Origin of the sequence: Bradyrhizobium sp. BEA-2-5 (assembly GCF_032918025.1) — a bacterium.
GTDB classification, from domain to species: Bacteria; Pseudomonadota; Alphaproteobacteria; order Rhizobiales; family Xanthobacteraceae; genus Bradyrhizobium; species Bradyrhizobium pachyrhizi.
This window is the reverse complement of sequence record NZ_CP136629.1, coordinates 4081173-4099334: the sequence shown is the minus strand read 5'-3', so window position 1 is coordinate 4099334 and position 18162 is coordinate 4081173. Positions and strand designations below refer to the sequence as shown.

The following is an 18162-nucleotide window of genomic DNA, read 5'->3' as shown; positions in this document are numbered from 1 at the left end:
TATCCTCGCCTAATCATGTTACTCGCCGATGGCCCCCAGAGCGGACCAAACCAACCAATCAAAAGCCAATTCAGCAAGCGGACGGGTCACGCGTCGAATTCCTTGTCACCATACTCCGTGGCCATCAAACTTGCCCAGCGGCCGGTGCGAATCCGGCCGCCGCCAATAAGACCGCAATACCCCAATGGTTGAGCTTCGGAAAGCGACGAAAGGAAGGCGTATGTACAAGAAAACGCGCAAGAAATCCTCCAACACAACCGGGAAGCGGGTCGCAACAAAGGTTGCGCGCGCCGCAAGCGCAAGCACTGGGAAGTCCGCGACGAAAACCCGCACAGCGGTTGCGAAGAAGGCAGCGGCCAAGAAAACGACCAGGGCGACCGCAGCGGGTGTTCGAAGCAAAGCCTCGCAGAAGGCGGCATCCAAACCGTTAAAGCGAGAGCCGGCCGCAACCGTGACCAGTTCGTCCGCCGTCACACTTGCCGAGGGCGCCACTGCACCGGCCTTCAACCTGCCGCGCGACGGCGGGGACAGCGTTTCGCTGAAGGATTTTGCCGGCAAGAAGCTGGTGCTGTTCTTCTACCCCCGCGCCGACACCCCCGGCTGCACCAGGGAGGCGATCGATTTCACCCGGCTCAAAAGCGCGTTCGCCGCTGCAGGGACCGAAGTGGTCGGCATTTCCGCCGACACGGTTAAGGCGCAGGAGTCATTTCGAAACAAACACCAGCTCTCGGTGCCGCTGGTCTCCGATCCGGCCCACCAGATGCTGGAGGCGTATGGCGCCTGGGGCGAAAAATCCATGTATGGCAGGACCTTCATGGGAATTATTCGCACGACGGTTCTGGTCGATTCCGGTGGAAAAATCGCCCGCATCTGGCGTCATGTGAAGGTCGACGGCCACGCCGAAATGGTATTGGAGGCGGCCCGGGCGCTCTGACGGGACGGGTTCCGTTTCCTGAAAATTAACCATGACGGGCTCAAATCGGCCCCGCAAATAAGCCGTCCGGAGCTTGGTCCGACCGGCCGCGGGAGTGCCGATGTCGAGCCGGTCCGGTCACCACAAACACCATCATCCGCAGGACCATGGCCGGACGCCGGCGCGCCGTCCGGCAGCCCATCACCCCGCACCTGCCGCCGCGGCGGTGGCGGCCTCCGGCGAGGGCTATACCATCGTCCATGCCGGCAAGCAGGTCCGCTTTGGCCCTGTGGTATTCTGGATCGTGGTCGGCACCGTGGTGCTGCTCGGGCTGTGGTCGGCCGCGACGGCCACCTATTTTGCGTTCCGTGACGACGTTCTGACCCGGCTGATCGCCCGCCAGGCCGAGATGCAATATGCCTATGAGGACCGCATCGCCGAGCTGCGTGCCAAGGTCGACCGCGCCACCAGCCGCCAATTGCTCGACCAGGAGCAGTTCGACCAGAAGCTCGACCAGATCATGAAGCGGCAGTCGACGCTGGAATCGCGCGCCACCGCACTCGGCGCGATGGCTGATGTTACGACCACCGGATCGATCAAGCCGCAGGGCCGCGCCGAGGCGGCGCCGTCCTCAGGTACGCTGAAACCCTCACCGATCAGCGACACCGTCATCTTCGTGGCGCCGCCGGACCGCGAAGCGCGCCTCGAATCGCGCGCGCCGCTGATCGCCAAGACGCAGCCGAACCAGTTCGCCAAGGCCCAGGGCGTCGACAACGTGCTGGTCCGCCTGCAGACCTCGCTTGACCAGGTCGAGCGACGCCAGGTTGCCGCGCTCGCCTCGGTCGAGGACAGCATCGATTCCAAGGTGCGCCGGATGCGCGGCGTGATCTCCGATCTCGGCCTCAACATGGCGCAGCTCGAGGCGGCGACGCCGCGCTCCGGCATGGGTGGACCCTTTGTCCCCGTGAAACTCTCTGCCGACGCCGGCGCGTTCGAACGCCAGCTCTATCGCATCAACATCAACCGGGCACAGATGCAGCGACTGAACCAGACGCTGGCGCTGGTGCCTTACCGCAAGCCCGTGGTCGGTGAAGTCGAGTTCACCAGCGGCTTCGGCGTGCGCAGCGATCCTTTCCTCGGCCGGCCCGCGATGCATACCGGGCTCGACTTCCGCGCCGCCTCCGGCGATCCCGTTCGTGTCACCGCCAACGGCAAGGTGGTCTCGGCGGGCTGGTCCGGCGGCTATGGCCGCATGGTCGAGGTCGACCACGGCAACGGGCTGTCGACCCGCTACGGCCATCTCTCAGAGATCAACGTCAAGGTCGGCGAGATCGTGAAGATCGGCCAGGTCGTGGGTCTGGTCGGCTCGACCGGTCGCTCCACCGGTCCGCATCTGCATTACGAGACCCGCATTGAGGGCGAAGCGGTCGACCCGCAGAAATTCCTCCGCGCCGGCGTCCGGCTCAGCGCCGGCTAGCTCAATCGCACAACGATCGATCTGAACATCGGCGCAAGCAGTCTGCTTGCGCCGATCGCGTTTGTGGTTTCAGCGGCGGCCGCCGCCCATGCCGCCGGGCGGTCCGCCGCCACCGAATCCGCCGCCGGGCCCGAACGGACCACCGCCACCGCCGCCAGGACCGAACGGCCCACCTGGCGGTCCGAAGCCGCCGGGGCCGGTCGTTCCACCGCTCAGCGGATCAGGCGCGGGCCCACCGCCTGGCGGGCTGCCGCCGGGCATGCCGGACGGCGCCCCGCTGGGGCCGCCACCTGGACCGCCGCCACCAGGCGCACCGCGGCCGCCCGGGCCGCCAGGTCCCGCTCCATGCCCGGGTCCGGATCCGCCGCCGGGGCCACGGCCCGGCGCGCCCGGGCTCTTCACCGACGAGCCCGGGAACTTGCCGACCGACTGCACCGATTCGACGCGCAGCTCGCGCGGGCCCGACAACTGCGCGTTGACGACGACGCGCGTATCGGCCGCCGGCGAAAACCGCGAATGGTCGCGCGCGACGAAACCAGAGCCGAGTTGCAGGTCGTTGCCGACCCGCCGCACATAGGCCTCGATCAGCAGCCGGTTCGCGCCCGCGAGATCGGAGAAGTCGTCGGCGCGGCTGCGCGACACCTGCATTACGCCCTGCGCGACGTGTCCCTCGGCCTGCACGCGCTGACCGGCCAGCGCCGGGTCGACGCCGGCGAGCTTGAGCTCGCCGATCCGCAAGACGCCGGCACGGTCACGCTCGAGTGGCCCTGCGACGCGCGCGGCGGCGTCATGGCGCTCCTGCACCAGACTTGCGACGACGACGCCGTCGGTGCGACGCAGCCCGAACACGGCGACATGCGCGCCCACCTTCAGCCAGCTCTCGCGTCCGGTCCAGGCGACCGTCTGGCCGAGCACCGTCAGCCCGCCCGGCTTCATTTGCTCGACCGGCCCGGTCACCTCGCTGGTCACATCGATGCGTTTGGTCGACAGCGTGCCGCCGGCATCACGCTGCGCCACCACGCGTGCGAGCTGTCCGATCCGCAGCGCCTTGGCGCTCGCCGCCTCGCCGTCGATTCTGACCGGCACGTCGGGTGCATAGGCGACGCGCTCGCCATTGACATAGATCGAGCCGAACCGCTGGATCACCCCGACGATGCCGGTGCCACCGATGCCCTGATCGGAACCGGTGATGCCGGTGCCGCCGATGCCCTGATCGTTGCCGCGCTTCTTGACCTGCGCGCCCGCGAGCGACGTTCCGGCGAGCCAGAAGCCGATAAGCAGCGCGCGGCGCGAAATGACCGGCGGGCGCTTCACCCTGCACCGCCTTCGTCGGCATCGTCATCCACTGGACCATCCGGACCCTCGCGATAGATGTAGATGCCGAAATTCCAGCGATAGTCGCCGCCCTTGTCTTTTGCGAGCGCGCGGTTGGCCTCACGGTTGGCGACCTTGAGCGCCTCCATCGCCAGCTCGCGCGAGCGCCCCTCGAGCCGTTTCGCCAGCTTCGCCGACAGCCCGTCGTAATGCACCGCGCGTTCGAGGAAGCGCGGCGCGGCCGAGGACACGTTGAGCTCGGCGGCCGCGACATGGTCGTGCAGGTTGCGGCCGAGATAGTGCCATTTGCGATCGTCGTCGCCATGCGGCACGAAGGCCTCCTCGACCAGCATGATCTCGTCGTCGTCATTGATGGTGACGAGCTTGCGGTCGAGCCATTCGTCCAGCACCGCGCGCGGCCGCACATCCTTGGTGATCGATTCGACCAGCGTCTCGAACGACGGCGCGCCGCCGTCGGCGGTGCGCGGCAACGGCAGCGGATCGCCCTTGGCATCGGTGAACTCGGGCGCCGCCAGCCAGCGCGCGATGATCGCGCTGGTGCGCGACAGCGTCGCCGGCACCGCATTGACCGGTGCGCCGGCGCCGCGCAGCCGTGCCACCTCCTTGCGGTGGATGCCGGTCAGCAGGCTGACGCGGCTGTCGGTCTGCTCCTTGCCCTCGAGCGCGAAGTCGTGCTCGGCGACGTTGACATAGAGCTCGCGCAGCAGCTGGGTCAGCGCCGGGAACGTCATGCCGCCGCGGATGCAGAGCCGCACCAGCGGGCGCAGCATGCGCGCCAGCGGCGCATGCAGCTTCGCTGCGGCGATCGGCGCGGACGATCCCACCTTCGACTTCGGGGCCTTGGCATTCATGCCTAACTTTTAGCCGTCCGCGCCGTGGGACACAATCCCACCTCACTTGACGTGTGATATTTTCCCACTTATGGGAAACAAAATCACCTCCGGACACAATTCCGCGTGCTCGCCAGCGGGTGCCACGGAGTCCGGTACTGCCGCCATCGCCACGGACCGCTCCATGACGTCTGCCCAATTCGACCTTGCGATCGCGGAAGCCTGCCGGATCGCCCAGGTTCCCTTTGAGGAGTTCGTGTCGACGGTGATGGCTGGCGGCTATCCCTGTCTGCCGGGCGTTGCGCCCGGATCGCCGCGCCGCTTCGACGAAACCGACCTGCTCGCGCTCTACATCTACGGCCGCCTGCTCGCCTTCGGTTTCGGCGGCCTGCGCGCCGGCGAATATGCCTGCCGCGCGCATGCGGGCCTCCGCGCCGAGCCACGCGCACAATCGATCTCGATTGCGCTGACGTCCGACGGCGGCAAGCGCGTCGTGATCGAGCAGGATCTGCAGCGCCCGGCAGCGGCAATGCTGCCCGAGCGGATTCATTTCGACATCGCCGCGATCAGGCGCCAGTTGCAGCCGGTCGAACGCAGCACCGCCGAGCCGGCCTGACGCTCCGCTAGAGCAAGATGAGATTCGGTCGAATGGCGAGCGCAATGGTGCTGCGCTCCCTCTCCCCGTTCTTACGGGGAGAGGGTTGGGTGAGGGGCTGTCTCTGCATCTGCGGTGATAGCTGAGCTCGCGGAGACTCCCCCTCACCCGGAACGCATCTGACGATGCGTTCCGACCTCTCCCCGCACGCGGGGCGAGGTGAAGCGGAGGCCGTTGCTCGACCCACAAGTTGGCTCACGGCGCTTAGAAACTCCCGCATTCGCTCGCTCCCCGTGCCGTCGCGGCGCGATCGCACCGTCATGCGTTCCGATCCTCGCCTCTCAGAAAAGTTATCCACCGCCATACGTGGGACATAATCCCACATTTTAGTCCGACACCATTGACGTGTGAAATTTTCCCACGTATCCCGAATCCGTTCACCAGGGAATTCGACGCAATGTCTCTTCGTTCGGCCCACGAATCCTGTTCGTTTCACGAATCCGGTCGGTTCGCCGCCACCACATTCCGCTTCACGCCGCAGGCGCCATTCTGTTTCACGCCGCAGGCGCCTTGCGGCCCGATCGAGCCGGTGTTTCCGGCGCTGCTGCGCTCGCTGGTGTTCGCCGCCGCGCTGGCGCTGCCGTTCATCGTCGCCCTGTTCGTCGCATGATCCGGATCGAGCCACCCATGATCGTCGTCAACGAGCCGGCCCGGCGTCCGTCGGTGCTCCACATCTTCAAGGTCTACTATCCCGACCTGTTCGGCGGCACGCTGACGGTGATCCGCGATATCTGCGCCGGACTGAAGGACACGTTCAACGCCGCCGTGCTGGTCTGCTCGCGCTCCGACGGCGAGCGGCAGATCGTGGTCAACAACGTTGCGGTCGAGCGCGTGCACTCGTTCGGCGACGTGCTGTCGCTGCCGGCGGCGCCGACCTATCCGTGGCGGCTGTGGCGCCGCATCGCCGAGCACGATCTGCTGGCGCTGCACGCCCCCTTCCCGCTCGCCGATCTCGTCTTCGCATTCGGGCTCGGCCGCACCTGCCCGCTGGTCGTGCACTGGCACGCCGACATCGTCTCGCACGCGGCCTTGCGCTTCCTCGTCGAGCCGATGATGCGGCGAACGCTGCGCCGGGCCGCCGCGATCATCGTCTCCGATCCGGTGCTGATCGAAACCACGCCGCTGCTGCAGGAATTCTCCGACAAATGCCACGCCGTTCCGTTCGGCGTCGATGTCGCCAAATATGACCGGCCGGCCGCCCAGGCCGACGACGTCAACGCCCGCGGCCGTCTCGTGCTCGCCTGCGGACGCCTCGTGCCCTACAAGGGTTTTGACGTGCTGGTGCGCGCCGCGCACGCCCGTAATTTCGAGGTCTGGATCGTCGGCGAGGGCCGCGAGCGCGACAACCTCGAGCAACTGATCCGCGACTACGGCTTGCAGGATCGCGTCCGCCTGCTCGGCTCGGTGTCCGAAAGCGAGCGCGTCAAGCTGATGCGCATCGCCGACGTGTTCGTGATGCCGTCGGTGACCAATGCGGAGACCTTCGGGCTGGCGCAGCTTGAGGCGATGGCCGCAAGCCGGCCCGTCGTCAACACCGCGCTCGACACCGGCGTTCCGCATGTCGCCCGCGACGGCCTCGAGGCCATCACGGTGCCGCCCGGCGATCCCACCGCGCTCGCCGACGCCATCGAGACGCTGATCAACGATCCCGAGCGGCGCCGCCGCATGGGTCAGGCCGCGCGCCATCGCGCGCTGACGAAATACTCAACCGCAGCCTTCAAGGAGGGAGTCGAGACGGTGTATCGCAAGGTCGTTACCGAGGAGGCCGCCGCAAGGGACGCGGGGTCGTCAGCCCCAGCCCCGCGTTCCCGAACGGCCGGTTTCGTCGGCGCGATCCAGATCGCGGCAACACTGGCCTGGTCCGACGTGCGTCATCGCTACGTCCGCTCCCTCCTTGGACCCTTCTGGATGTCGATCCAGATGGCGATCATGGTGGCCGTGCTCGGCTCGGTCATCGGCCATCTCTCCAACGCCAGCGCGGTGGCGCGGCTGCCGATGCTGGCGGCGAGCCTCACCGCCTGGACCTTCCTCAACAGCGTGGTGCTCGACGCCACCACGGCGCTGCAGGGCTCGGCCAGCCTGATCAAGGATCGCGCGCTGCCCCCTGTGATCTTTCTGCTGCAATGTACCTTCCGGCAGGCACTGTTCGCCGCCCATAACGCGGTCGTGCCGCTGCTCCTGTGGCTCGTGCTGACGCCGCGCGATGTCGGCGGCGCCATCGCCGCCCTCCCCGGCCTCGCCCTGTTCGTGGTCTGCACGCTGGGCCTGAGCCTCGTGCTCGGCGCGCTGGCGACGCGTTACCGCGACATCAAACCGATCATCGAGTCCTCGCTGACGCTGGCCTTCCTGGCCTCGCCGATCATCTGGACATCCGAGATGATCGATCGCGGCTCGACCGTGATGCGGCTCAATCCGCTGACGCATTTGTTCGCGATCTGGCGCGACCCGCTGGCGACCGGTCATGTCGCAACGGCAAGCGTGATCTACGTGCTGGCCTGCCTCGCCGCGCTCGCGGTCGCCGCGATCGTCACCATGACCCATCTGCGCAAAGCGGCATTCTGGATCTAGGGAATGGCAAGCATCCACCTCCACGACGTCTGCCTCGATTATCCGCTGTACGGCGCCTACGACTTCTCGCTGAAGCGCCGCCTGCTCGGCCGCCTGTTCCGCCAGACCAGCGAGATGCGGACCATCCGCGCGGTCGATGACATCTCGATCGAGGCGAAAGCCGGCGCACGCATCGGCCTCGCCGGCCCGAACGGCTCCGGCAAGTCCACTCTGCTGCGGCTGATCGCCGGCGTGTTCCCGGCGACCAGCGGCCGCGTCGAGATCTCCGGCAACATCGTGCCGCTGCTCGGCCTCGGCGCCGGCGTCAATCTCGATTTCGTCGCCGCCGACAATATCAGCCTGCTGCTGCGGATCTCTGGACGCAAGCCGACGCCGGCGGTCCTGGACGAGATCTGGGCGTTCACGGAACTGGAGGAGCGCATGCGGCGGCTGCCGCTGCGCATGTTCTCGTCGGGCATGCTGATGCGCGTGCTGTTCGCGACCGCGACGGCGTTTCCCGCCGACATCCTGCTGCTCGACGAGTGGCTCAGCGTGGTCGACGAGAATTTCTCGGCCAAGGCCGAGCAGCGGCTGCGCAAGATGGTCGAAACCGCGGCGATCGTGATCATCGCCTCGCACGACCACGCCCTGCTACGCCGGACCTGCAACAGCATCATCAATCTCGATCACGGCCGCATCGCCAGCACCGTCGCGCTGGATGCGCCCGTCCCGCATCACCTCGAGCTCGGAGAAATCAGCGCATGACAAAGATCCTGGTCGTCAGCGAGGCGCTTGGCGAGCCCAACCACAAGCGCGGCATCTTCCATTTCACCCGTGAATTGATCCGCTCGCTGGCCGGCGACGGCCATGCCCTGACCCTCGTCGTGGAGACCACGCGCCGGTACCGGAAGCTGCGCCGCAGGCAGCAGCGGACGCGCCTGCTGCCCGAGGAACTCACGGCTGATCGAGCTGCTCGCGCTCTATCGTTACCTCGATGAAACCGACATGAACTCGCCGATCATGCGCGGCGGCCTGCGCCGCACCGTCGACTGGTTCAAGCACAAGCTCAACGCGGCGACCTCGCTCGAATTCATCATCGCCTTCCTGCGCTCAATTCATCTGCTGCCGACCAGCGTCAAGCTGATCGAGAACCGGACCGAGGGCCTCGAATACATTCCGACCGATTTGCGCCATCTCGAGTTGTTCGGCGATTTCCTGCTCGAGCCCGGCTTCTACAGCTATCAGGACACGTCGGCCCTGACCCGGTTGCCGCCGCCGCGGGTCGATGCGCGCGACTATGACGTCATTCTCATCGACACCCCGACCCGGGTTGCGATCCAGCGCCGCCCGGGCGCAAAGGTGATTTGCGTCGTGCACGACCTGTTGCCGATCACCGATCTCAAGCTGGATGACATCGCAACACGCCTGTTCCTGTCGCGCCTTTTCACCAGCGTGAATCAGGCTGACGAGCTCGCCTTCGTCTCGAACTACAGCATGAACCGCTTCCGCGTCCTGCTCCCGCAATATGCGCATATTCCGACGCGAGTGGTCTATCCGCGGACCCGCTTCGACGGCGCGGAAGCGCCGCTTGCGCCGGTGCCAACCGCCGTCCCGGCACGGCCGAGCTTCGTCGTCATCGTCTCGAACGAGCCCCGCAAGAACCTCGCGGCCGTCATCCGCGCCTTCCGCAAGCTGCCGGAGGCCGATCTCGTCGTGATCGGCTATGCCGGCGGCGCCAACCAGGCGCGCAACCTGCCGAAGAACGTCCGCTTCTCCGGCTATGTCGACGAGCACGAGAAGGCGGCACTGATCGCGGGCGCGCACGGCCTGATCATGCCGAGCCTCGCCGAAGGCTTTGGCGTCCCGATCATCGAGGCGTTCGCGGCCAATACCCCCGTGCTGTGCTCCGATATTGCCGTGTTCCGCGAGGTCGCGGGCGAGCTTGCCGATTATTTCGATCCGTTCTCGACCGGCTCGATCTGCGCCTCGGTGCGGCGCATGCTGGCGCAGCAGGAGCAATGGCGCGACCGGATCCGCGCGCGGCGGGCCGAGCTCGCCGAGCGGTTCGGCCACCACACCCAGGCGCGCGACCTGCTGTCGCATCGGGCTGGCCCGGACGTCGCGGCCGCCGCCGCGGCGCTCACCGCCGCGATGGCGACCTTCAACGGTGCAACCGCGCACGGCGTGTGACCGGTCATGAGCACCGATTCCGACGCCATTGGTCTCGCAATCGAACCGCCAGCACGATGGCGCGATCGCGTCCGCACCTGGTCCGGCTCAGTCCCCTATGTCCGCGCCACCGATACCCTGATCGCCTTGGCCGCGGCGTCGCTACCCTGGACGACCACGGCACTCGCCGTTTTCATGCTGCTGTGGCTTGTCGCCGTGATCCCGACCATCGACTGGCGGCAGTTCGTGCTCGACCTCGCGCAGCCGGCCTTTGCGTTGCCGATCGCGCTGGTCGCACTCGCGCTGATCGGCGTGGCGTGGTCGGAGACGAGCTGGGTAGAACGGCTGCATGGCATCAAGCCGCTCAGCAAGCTGCTGCTGCTCCCGTTCCTGCTCGGCTATTTCCAGCGCTCGCAGCGCGGGCTCTGGGTGTTCTTGGCCTTCCTGGTGTCCTCCTTGGTGCTGATGATCCTGTCCTGGATCGTGCTGGCGCTGCCGCAGCTCAAGCTCGCGCACACCGCCTCCGACGGCGTGCCGGTCAAGAACTACCTCGACCAGAGCCAGGAGTTCGCGCTCTGCGCGTTCGCGCTGGCGCTGCCGGCATTGACGGCGGTGCGGGCCAGGCAATGGCGCATCGCAGTCGGCGCCATCGCGCTGATGCTGCTGTTCGTCTTCAACATGCTCTATGTCGTCTCGGCCCGGACCGCGTTGGTCTACATGCCGGTGCTGTTGATCCTGTTCGCCTCGTTGCATTTGTCGCGGCGCGCCACCCGGCTGCTGTTCGCCGGCGTCGCGGTCACCAGCCTCGTGGTCTGGACCACGTCCCCATACCTGCGCCAACGCATCGCCGATGTCAGTATCGAGTATCGGGCGCACGATACGTCAGGCATCGCTTCCACGGCGCAGCGCCTGACCTACTGGCGGAAGTCCGTGAAGTTCATCGGCGAGGCGCCGTGGCTCGGCCACGGCACCGGTTCGATCAGGCACATGTTCACGCAGGATGCCGTCGGACAAGCCGGCCTTGAGGCCGAGGTGATCAACAACCCGCACAACCAGACCCTTAATGTCGGGGTCCAGTGGGGGCTGATCGGCATCCTGCTGCTCTACGCGATGTGGATCAGCCACGTCAGGCTGTTCGCCGGCCGCGATCTCGTGAGCTGGATCGGACTCGCCGTGGTCGTGCAGAACATCACAAGCTCGCTGCTCAATTCGCATCTGTCCGATTTTCACGAAGGCTGGATGTACGTGATCGGTGTCGGCGTCGCCGGCGGCAAGGCGCTCCGCGCCCGCCGGCCGGAAAATGCGGATGTGTGACTCACAGATCGCGCCACACGTTCAGTGTCGTCCCGGCGAAAGCCGGGACCCCATTACCCCAAGCTCTTGTTATTGCGCGTCGCTGAAACGACGAGCCCCTTCAGCAACGTCCGCCGCGGAGTATGGATCCCGGCTTTCGCCGGGACGACGGCGGTGTTTGCGGCGCTGGCAACGCCGTTCTAACAACCGACCGCCTACCGCGACGCTTCGTGCCCGACCTCGCCGGTGATCACGTCGCCGAACAGCTCCCATGCCTCGCCGTTGAAGCGCATCAGCTGCATCTGCTCGATCGGGAAGTAGTCGTCGGGGGAGGTGTTGACCATGACGCCCGGCAGCATCAGGTCGGAGTGGAAGTTCTTCAGGCTCGCGGCCTGCTTCATCACGTTCTCGCGCGTCAGGTTGTCGCCGCACTGCTTCAGCACCTGCATCATCGCCTCGGCCTGGACATAGCCATAGAGGTTGTTGGCGTTGGCCTTGTCGCCGTCGGGGTAATACTTGTCCATGAAGGCGCGCCAGTTTTGCACCGCCGGATCCTTGTCCCAGGTCGGATCGGTCGGGTCTTTGAGATAGGCGGTCGAGATGATGCCCTTGGAGAACTCGAGTCCGGCCGGTTTCAGCACCGAGGCGACCGAGGTCGCGGTGTTGGCGAGGAAGAATTTCGGCTTCCAGCCGAGCTCGCCCACTTTCCGGATCGCCTGCGCCGATCCCTTCGGCGCCGCCCAGGAGAAGAAGATGTCGGCGCCGGAATCGTGCAGCGCGACGATCTGCAAATCGATCGAGGGATCGGAGACCTCGTACGACTTGTCGGCGATGATCATGCCGACCTTGTCGCCGAGCCCGTCCTTCAGGCCCTTGAACTGATCCTTGCCGGCATCGTCATTCTGCCAGAACACCGCGATCTTACTGTCGGGGAATTTGTCGCGAATGTACTTTGCGTAGATGCGGCCCTCGCTCTGGTAGTTGGGCTGAAAGCCCATCGTCCAGGGGAAGTTCTTGGGGTCGCCGAACTTGGTGCCTCCGGAGGCGACGAACAATTGCGGCACCTTCTTGGCATTCATGTATTTCATGATTGCCGAATTGGACGGCGTGCCGAGCGGCTGGAAGATCAGCAGCACCCCGTCGCTCTCGACCAGCTTGCGCGCCTGCTCCACCGTTTTCGGCGGCGAATAGGCGTCGTCGTAGCTGATGAAGTTGATCTTGCGGCCGTTGATGCCGCCCTGCTCGTTGATCATCTTGAAGAACGCGGCCTCGGTCTTGCCGATCACCCCATAGGACGACGCGGGGCCGCTGTATGGCATGATGTTGCCGATCTTGATTTCGCCATCACTCGCGCCGGGATCGTATTTCTTCTGCGCGGTGGCCGAGGTCGCGATCAGTGCGGCACTTGCGAACGCCGCGATTGCGCCAATATATCCGAAACGAGCCGGCATCGTTTTCTCCCGATTTTTGTCGTTGGTTTTGGCGGCAAGTCTCGCAAGAGACGCATGTGCTGGCAAGCGTTGGGTTTTTCCGTTGGGCGAAACGGCATTGTTGCCTGGCGCTATTTATGATTGAAGGTCGATCTGGGGATCACGAGTCGAGGCGTTCTGATTGCGTAAGCCGGACATCCGTACCGGTCCGCGGCATCCGCATCTTGCGGCCGCGGGCTATGAGATCACGCGCCGCCTCAGCGAGTCTGCGTTGGCGAAGCGTGGCCTGCACAAGGCCAATGGCGCGTTCGCGCAGCGCACGATCGCCTCGATCCGCGAGAAGCTGCAGCGCGGCGAGACCGTCTATATCGCAGGCCTCGCCTGCCCCGGCACGCACAACACCGGCGTCGCGCTGGTCGAGGTCACCCGGAAGGACGGACCGCGCCTGATCGTCAACAACGAGGAAGAGCGCTTCTCCGGCAACAAGCACACCAACGAGTTCCCGCAATACGCACTCGACGACATGCGCAAGGTGTTGCAGCGGATGGGCCGCGATGTCGGCGACATCGCCGCCTTCGTCACGACATGGGACTATCCGGCGCTGCTGGCGATGCTGATCCGCACCTCGCTCGAGGAAGCGCCGGCCAGCCTCAAATTGCTGCGCGCCCCGATCGCTCCGGCAATCAATCTGCGCCAGCTGGATCAGGTGCGGCGGCTGTCGCGCCGGCTCGGCAGGATGTACGGGCTCGACAAGCAATTGCCGCTGATCTGCATGCCGCACCACGACAATCACGCCTGGTACTCGTTCACGGCCTCGCCGTTCGCCGATACGCGCGAGCGTGTCGCGATCGCTGTGCTCGACGGCACCGGCGACGTCGGCTCGATCTCGCTCTATGTCGCCGAGAATGGCGAGATGAAGCAGCTCTATTGCAATGAGAGCCTGTTCGACTCGCTCGGCGCCTTCTACACCGTGATCTCGTCGAGCCAGGGCGGCTGGACCTGGCTCTCCAGCGAGGGCCGCTACATGGGCGCCGCCGCCTGGGGCGACATGAACCGCGCCACCAATCCGTATTATTCGCGCCTGAAGGCGGTGCTGCAGCTCGGGCCCAATGGCAGCGTGCAGCTCAATCGCGCGATGGCCAATTGGTACGCCGATCCCGCCGACGATCCCTATCATCAGCCGCTGATTGACATTCTCGGTCCGCCGCTGCGCCCTGACCAGCTCTGGAATCCCGACGCCGTGTTGCGCGTCGAGGACATCAATCACCGCCCCGACACCAAGGACCGCGTCGATAAGGCAGCCGCGACGCAACTGGTGTTCGAGGACGCGATGATCCACGTCATCGACCATCTCCTGCGCACCACCGGCACCGACCGCCTGGTGCTGACCGGAGGCGTCGCGCTGAACGCGCTCGGCAACATGCGTCTGCTCGAGCATTTCGACGAGGCGTGGTTTGAGCGGGCGCAGCAGCGCAAGACGCGACTGCATATGTGGGTGCCGCCGGTGCCCGGCGATCCCGGCGTGCCGATCGGCGCCGCCTGGCTGTTCGCGCATATGGCGGGCGCGCCGCGCGGCGCGCCGCTGTCGCACGCATTCTATTGCGGCCTGCCGCCCTCGAACGCCGACATCACCGCGGCGTTGCAAGCCGACGACATCGCCTCGACCGAGATCGGCAATGTGGCGACGTCAGAAGGGCGCGACGCGGTTGCCGACCTGATGGCATCCATGGTCGCGCAAGGCGGCGTGATCGCGATCTATCAGGGCGCCGCTGAAACCGGCCCGCGCGCGCTCGGCCATCGCTCGATCCTCGCCAATCCCTGCGATCCCGAGGTGCGCGAGCGGCTCAACGAGCGCGTCAAGTATCGCGAGGCGATCCGGCCACTGGCACCGATGGCGACGCTAGAGGCCGCACGCGACTATTTCGAGCTCGAAGACGGCGCCTCCGATGCCGACTACAACGCCTATAACTACATGGTGCTCACGGCGCATTCGAAGCCCGAGGCGCGCGCGAAGATTCCGGCGGTGGTGCATGCCGACGGCACCGGCCGCATCCAGATCGTGCGCGAGGCCGACGATCCCCTCACCCATGCTTATCTGAAGGCGCTCGGCCGTCATGTCGGCGTCGAGATGTCGGTCAACACCTCGTTCAACGTCGCAGGTCCGATCGCGCAGACGCCGGCGCAGGCGATGGACACGCTGCGCCGCTCCAAGGGGCTCGATGCCGTGGTGCTGGTCGCGGATGACGGCACCGCCCATGCCGCCTGGCACGGCGGCGAGCGCGACAGCGGACGCTTCAGCGGATGGTATGCGGCGTGGAAGCAGGCGCGCGGCTGAACCAGGCCAGCACGCGGCCGTCGATCAAGAGCAGCGCGCTCGCGATCACCAGCGCGCCGATCACCTCGCGCAGCGCGATCGGCTCGCCGAGCACGAGATATCCGAGCAGCAGCGCGGTGACGGGAATGAGCAGCGTCACCAGCATCACGTTGGTCGCGCCGGAGCGCCGCAGGATCTGGAAGAAGACGATGTAGGCGAGCGCCGTCGACAGGCCGGCGAGGCCGAGCACCGCAAGCCATGTCGCCGGATGCGGCATCGGCAACAGCCACGGCCGTTCGACGACGGCGGCGATGGGCGCCATCAGCATCGCCGAGGCGATCATCTGGAACGTCGCCGTCCCCAGCGGCGGCAGGCGCTGCGGCAGCCGCCGCCCGACCAGCGCCGCGATGCCGTAGCTGAAGGCGCCAGCGAGGCACAGCAGGATGCCGATGCCCTGCCGGCTGTCGAAACCGAGCGCGTCGCCGTGCAGGATCGCAACCCCGATCAGCCCGACCAGGACGCCCACGACGCGGCGCGCCTGCAGCCGCTCCTCGCCGGCCGCCGCCATCACGACCACCGCGAACAGCGGCGTCGTCGCATTGAGGATCGAAGCCAGCCCGCTCGGAATATAGGTCTGCCCGAACACGATCAGCGCGAACGGCAGCACATTGTTGAACAGCCCCATCGCGGCGAACGGGACCCAGCCGGACAGGCCGCGCGGGAATTCGATTCCGGCGGCCCGCAGCAGCGGCAGCAGGATGATCGTGCCGAGCGCGACGCGCAGCAGCACCAGGGTCAGCGGCGGCAATTCGCGCAGGATCACGCCGTTGAAGAAGAACGAGCCGCCCCAGAGTACCGACAGCAGGATAAGCAGCCCCCAGTCGCGGCGATCGATGCGGTTGTCGGCGGAAGGCATGTCGGGCACTCACCTGCAGTCGGACAGGTGACTAGGGCAGCGCCGCGAATATTCCCACCCGATTTCCGAGAATGGCGGCCCGCCTATTTCGGCCGCGACACGATCTCGATCATCTGGCCCTCGTCGGCGTCGGGCGCATGGGCCTTCGCCTTGTCGTAGGCGGCGAGCGCGGCGCGGCTAACGGGTACGCCGGGCAGCAAGGTCTCGGCGAGCCGCACGGCGTAATCGGCGTCCTTGTGGCGCAGCGCCGCGGTGAACGATGCGCCGGAAAAGTTGCGGTCGATCATCCGCTTGGAGTGGCGGATCACCTGCGGGCTTGCCACCGCGCCGGTCGCCAGCGCCTCGGCCACCAGTTGCATGTCGAGGCCGGCCTGCTCGGCGATCGCGACGCCCTCGGCGAGGCTTGCGATCTGCACCGCGCCGATCAGGTTGTTGATCAGCTTGAACACGGTGCCGGTGCCGACCGGGCCGAAATGCCGGATCGTGCTGCCGATCGGCGCGAGATAAGGCTGCGCGCGTTCCAGATCGGCCGGATCGGCCCCCACCAGCAGCGTCAGCTTGCCGGCGGCCGCCGCCTCCGGCAGGCCGGTGACCGGACAATCGATGTAGATCAGGCCGCGGCTGTTGAGCTCGCGCGCCATCTCGAGCGTGTGCTGGTACGAGACTGTGGAGCATTCGATCGCGAGCGTGCCGGCCTTCATGTTGGCGGAAGCGCCGTCCTTGGTCAGCCAGACCGCGCGCGAGGCCTCGTCGTCGGCGACCATGGTCACGACCGCGTTGGCATCGATCGCCGCGTCCTCCGGCGAGGTCGCCCAATGCGCGCCGCGCGCGATCAGGTCTTCCGCCTTGGCCTTGCTGCGATTCCACAGCGTCACCGTGAAGCCGGCATCGAGATAGCGGCCAGCCATGCCATGACCCATCCGCCCCAATCCGATGAAGGCGACACGGGGCATGGCTAGTCCACGTCCTCGATGGAGCCGGGCCCGGTGCCGAACGCGCGCTGCGCCAGCGTCGCGGCCATGAACTCGTCGAGCTCGCCATCGAGCACGCCCGCGGTGTCGGAGGTCTGCACGCCCGTGCGCAGATCCTTCACCATCTGGTAGGGCTGCAGCACGTAGGAGCGGATCTGGTGGCCCCAGCCGATGTCGGTCTTGGCCGCCTGATCGGCGGCGGCCTTCTCCTCGCGCTTCTTCAGCTCCATCTCGTAGAGCCGCGCGCGCAGCATGTCCCAGGCCTGCGCCCGGTTCTTGTGCTGGGAGCGTCCGGCCTGGCAGACCACGGCAACGCCGGTCGGAATGTGCGTCAGGCGCACTGCGGATTCGGTCTTGTTGACGTGCTGGCCGCCGGCGCCGCCTGAACGCATGGTGTCGACGCGGACATCGGATTCCTTGATGTCGATCTTGATGCTGTCGTCGATGACGGGGAAGACCTGCACGCTCGAGAACGAGGTGTGCCGCCGCGCGTTGGAATCGAACGGCGAGATGCGCACCAGGCGATGCACGCCGGCTTCCGTCTTCAGCCAGCCATAGGCATTGTGCCCGGAGACCTGGATGGTCGCGGATTTGATGCCGGCCTCTTCGCCCTCGGATTCTTCCAGGAACTCGACCTTGAAGCCGTGGTTTTCGGCCCAGCGCGTGTACATGCGCAGCAGCATCTGCGCCCAGTCCTGGCTCTCGGTGCCGCCGGCGCCGGCATGGACTTCGAGATAGGAATCGAAGCGGTCGGCCTCGCCCGACAGCAGCGCCTCGAGCTCGCGTCGCGCCACTTCCTTCTTGAGGTTCTTCAGCGCAGCTTCGGCTTCGGCAACGACGCCGTCATCGCCCTCGGCCTCGCCGAGCTCGATCATGCCGATGTCGTCTTCGAGCTCCTGCTCGACCTTGCCGATTCCTGAGAGCGCATCCTCGAGCGAGGTGCGCTCCTGCATCAGCTTCTGGGCTTTCTGGGGATCGTTCCAGAGGTTGGGATCTTCTGCGAGCTTGTTCAGCTCAGCGAGGCGCGCCGTCGATTTCTCGACGTCAAAGATGCCTCCTCAGCAGCCCGACTGACTGCTTGATCTCTTCTACCAACCGTTCGATTTCGGCGCGCATGGTCTTTCAGGTGTTGGCTAAAAAGGTTCCGGGGGATGTAGCGACCGGCGCAGCAAAGCGCAATCGGCTTGGCCGCAATATCCCGGCGATTTGGCCGTGCTGGAGGCCAGCGCTGTTTCCGTTCCGATTGGATCGAAACGGGGCTCTAGGTTGTTGTTTTGACGCGTTTTCTTGACGCGAACCGGTGTCCACTTCG

General features: G+C 66.2%; 14 protein-coding genes and 1 pseudogene. 9 read left to right on the top strand and 6 right to left on the bottom strand.

Annotated features, from left to right (window positions below):
* Window positions 1–220 precede the first annotated feature (220 nt).
* The gene (locus tag RX327_RS19045) at window positions 221–934 is read left to right on the top strand and encodes a peroxiredoxin (protein WP_167350427.1); all 714 of its coding nucleotides are present in this window, start codon (window positions 221–223) and stop codon (window positions 932–934) included.
* A gap of 100 nt (window positions 935–1034) precedes the next feature.
* On the top strand, window positions 1035–2390 hold the full coding sequence (locus RX327_RS19040; protein WP_317251131.1) for a peptidoglycan DD-metalloendopeptidase family protein: 1356 nt from the start codon (window positions 1035–1037) through the stop codon (window positions 2388–2390).
* A gap of 69 nt (window positions 2391–2459) precedes the next feature.
* Here RX327_RS19040 and RX327_RS19035 read toward each other — a convergent pair whose 3' ends face one another.
* Window positions 2460–3704, bottom strand: coding sequence for a DUF5666 domain-containing protein (locus tag RX327_RS19035; RefSeq protein WP_317251130.1), 1245 nt, complete (start codon window positions 3702–3704; stop codon window positions 2460–2462).
* The gene (locus tag RX327_RS19030) at window positions 3701–4576 is read right to left on the bottom strand and encodes a DUF6502 family protein (protein ID WP_050386551.1); all 876 of its coding nucleotides are present in this window, start codon (window positions 4574–4576) and stop codon (window positions 3701–3703) included. Before RX327_RS19030 ends, RX327_RS19035 begins: the two co-directional genes overlap by 4 nt.
* Before the next feature lie 163 nt (window positions 4577–4739).
* On the opposite strand from RX327_RS19030, the gene RX327_RS19025 reads away from it, so the two are divergent.
* The 6 genes and pseudogenes from RX327_RS19025 to RX327_RS18995 all read left to right on the top strand — a co-directional run bounded on the left by RX327_RS19025 (window position 4740) and on the right by RX327_RS18995 (window position 11240).
* The gene (locus RX327_RS19025) at window positions 4740–5171 is read left to right on the top strand and encodes a hypothetical protein (RefSeq protein ID WP_317251129.1); all 432 of its coding nucleotides are present in this window, start codon (window positions 4740–4742) and stop codon (window positions 5169–5171) included.
* Window positions 5172–5607: 436 nt separating this feature from the next.
* Window positions 5608–5820, top strand: a complete 213-nt coding sequence (locus RX327_RS19020; protein ID WP_050386552.1) for a hypothetical protein — start codon at window positions 5608–5610, stop codon at window positions 5818–5820.
* Window positions 5821–5837: 17 nt separating this feature from the next.
* Window positions 5838–7778: a glycosyltransferase gene (locus tag RX327_RS19015; protein WP_317251128.1), complete on the top strand. Its 1941-nt coding sequence runs from the start codon at window positions 5838–5840 to the stop codon at window positions 7776–7778.
* 3 nt (window positions 7779–7781) lie between these two features.
* Entirely contained in the window at window positions 7782–8522 is a 741-nt protein-coding gene (locus RX327_RS19010) for an ABC transporter ATP-binding protein (RefSeq protein ID WP_050386553.1), read from the top strand.
* A pseudogene (locus RX327_RS19000) lies at window positions 8519–9947 on the top strand (glycosyltransferase family 4 protein). The gene RX327_RS19010 and the pseudogene RX327_RS19000 overlap by 4 nt, the downstream one beginning before the upstream one ends.
* 6 nt (window positions 9948–9953) lie before the next feature.
* Window positions 9954–11240 carry an O-antigen ligase family protein gene (locus RX327_RS18995; protein WP_050386555.1) on the top strand — a complete coding sequence of 429 codons (1287 nt, stop codon included), beginning with the start codon at window positions 9954–9956 and terminating at the stop codon, window positions 11238–11240.
* 194 nt (window positions 11241–11434) lie between these two features.
* On the opposite strand, the gene RX327_RS18990 is transcribed toward RX327_RS18995, so the two are convergent.
* Window positions 11435–12670, bottom strand: coding sequence for an ABC transporter substrate-binding protein (locus RX327_RS18990; protein WP_317251125.1), 1236 nt, complete (start codon window positions 12668–12670; stop codon window positions 11435–11437).
* Between the two features lie 160 nt (window positions 12671–12830).
* Here RX327_RS18990 and RX327_RS18985 point away from each other — a divergent pair, with 160 nt between their 5' ends.
* Window positions 12831–14984 carry a carbamoyltransferase C-terminal domain-containing protein gene (locus RX327_RS18985; RefSeq protein WP_050386557.1) on the top strand — a complete coding sequence of 718 codons (2154 nt, stop codon included), beginning with the start codon at window positions 12831–12833 and terminating at the stop codon, window positions 14982–14984.
* Here RX327_RS18985 and RX327_RS18980 read toward each other — a convergent pair.
* From RX327_RS18980 to prfB, 3 genes are all read right to left on the bottom strand, one after another.
* Window positions 14944–15879 (bottom strand): DMT family transporter, encoded by a 936-nt coding sequence (locus RX327_RS18980; RefSeq protein ID WP_317251124.1) that lies wholly within the window; start codon window positions 15877–15879, stop codon window positions 14944–14946. The two genes, RX327_RS18985 and RX327_RS18980, sit on opposite strands and share 41 nt — an antisense overlap.
* 83 nt (window positions 15880–15962) lie before the next feature.
* On the bottom strand, window positions 15963–16832 hold the full coding sequence (locus RX327_RS18975; RefSeq protein WP_317251123.1) for an NAD(P)-dependent oxidoreductase: 870 nt from the start codon (window positions 16830–16832) through the stop codon (window positions 15963–15965).
* 2 nt (window positions 16833–16834) lie between these two features.
* Window positions 16835–17966 (bottom strand): peptide chain release factor 2 gene (gene prfB, locus RX327_RS18970; RefSeq protein WP_317251122.1). Its coding sequence is split into 2 segments (ribosomal slippage): window positions 16835–17896 and window positions 17898–17966, totalling 1131 coding nucleotides; the frame shifts between segments, so codons are not numbered across the junction.
* Window positions 17967–18162: the final 196 nt, after the last annotated feature.

Excerpts from the sequence above, each read along its gene's own strand:
- RX327_RS18975 (WP_317251123.1), bottom strand. The coding sequence starts at position 16,832 with ATGCCCCGTGTCGCCTTCATCGGATTGGGGCGGATGGGTCATGGCATG.
- RX327_RS18980 (WP_317251124.1), bottom strand. The coding sequence starts at position 15,879 with ATGCCTTCCGCCGACAACCGCATCGATCGCCGCGACTGGGGGCTGCTT.
- RX327_RS19045 (WP_167350427.1), top strand. The coding sequence starts at position 221 with ATGTACAAGAAAACGCGCAAGAAATCCTCCAACACAACCGGGAAGCGG.
- RX327_RS18995 (WP_050386555.1), top strand. The coding sequence starts at position 9,954 with ATGAGCACCGATTCCGACGCCATTGGTCTCGCAATCGAACCGCCAGCA.
- RX327_RS19010 (WP_050386553.1), top strand. The coding sequence starts at position 7,782 with ATGGCAAGCATCCACCTCCACGACGTCTGCCTCGATTATCCGCTGTAC.
- RX327_RS19025 (WP_317251129.1), top strand. The coding sequence starts at position 4,740 with ATGACGTCTGCCCAATTCGACCTTGCGATCGCGGAAGCCTGCCGGATC.
- RX327_RS19015 (WP_317251128.1), top strand. The coding sequence starts at position 5,838 with ATGATCGTCGTCAACGAGCCGGCCCGGCGTCCGTCGGTGCTCCACATC.
- RX327_RS19030 (WP_050386551.1), bottom strand. The coding sequence starts at position 4,576 with ATGAATGCCAAGGCCCCGAAGTCGAAGGTGGGATCGTCCGCGCCGATC.
- RX327_RS18990 (WP_317251125.1), bottom strand. The coding sequence starts at position 12,670 with ATGCCGGCTCGTTTCGGATATATTGGCGCAATCGCGGCGTTCGCAAGT.
- RX327_RS19020 (WP_050386552.1), top strand. The coding sequence starts at position 5,608 with ATGTCTCTTCGTTCGGCCCACGAATCCTGTTCGTTTCACGAATCCGGT.
- RX327_RS19040 (WP_317251131.1), top strand. The coding sequence starts at position 1,035 with ATGTCGAGCCGGTCCGGTCACCACAAACACCATCATCCGCAGGACCAT.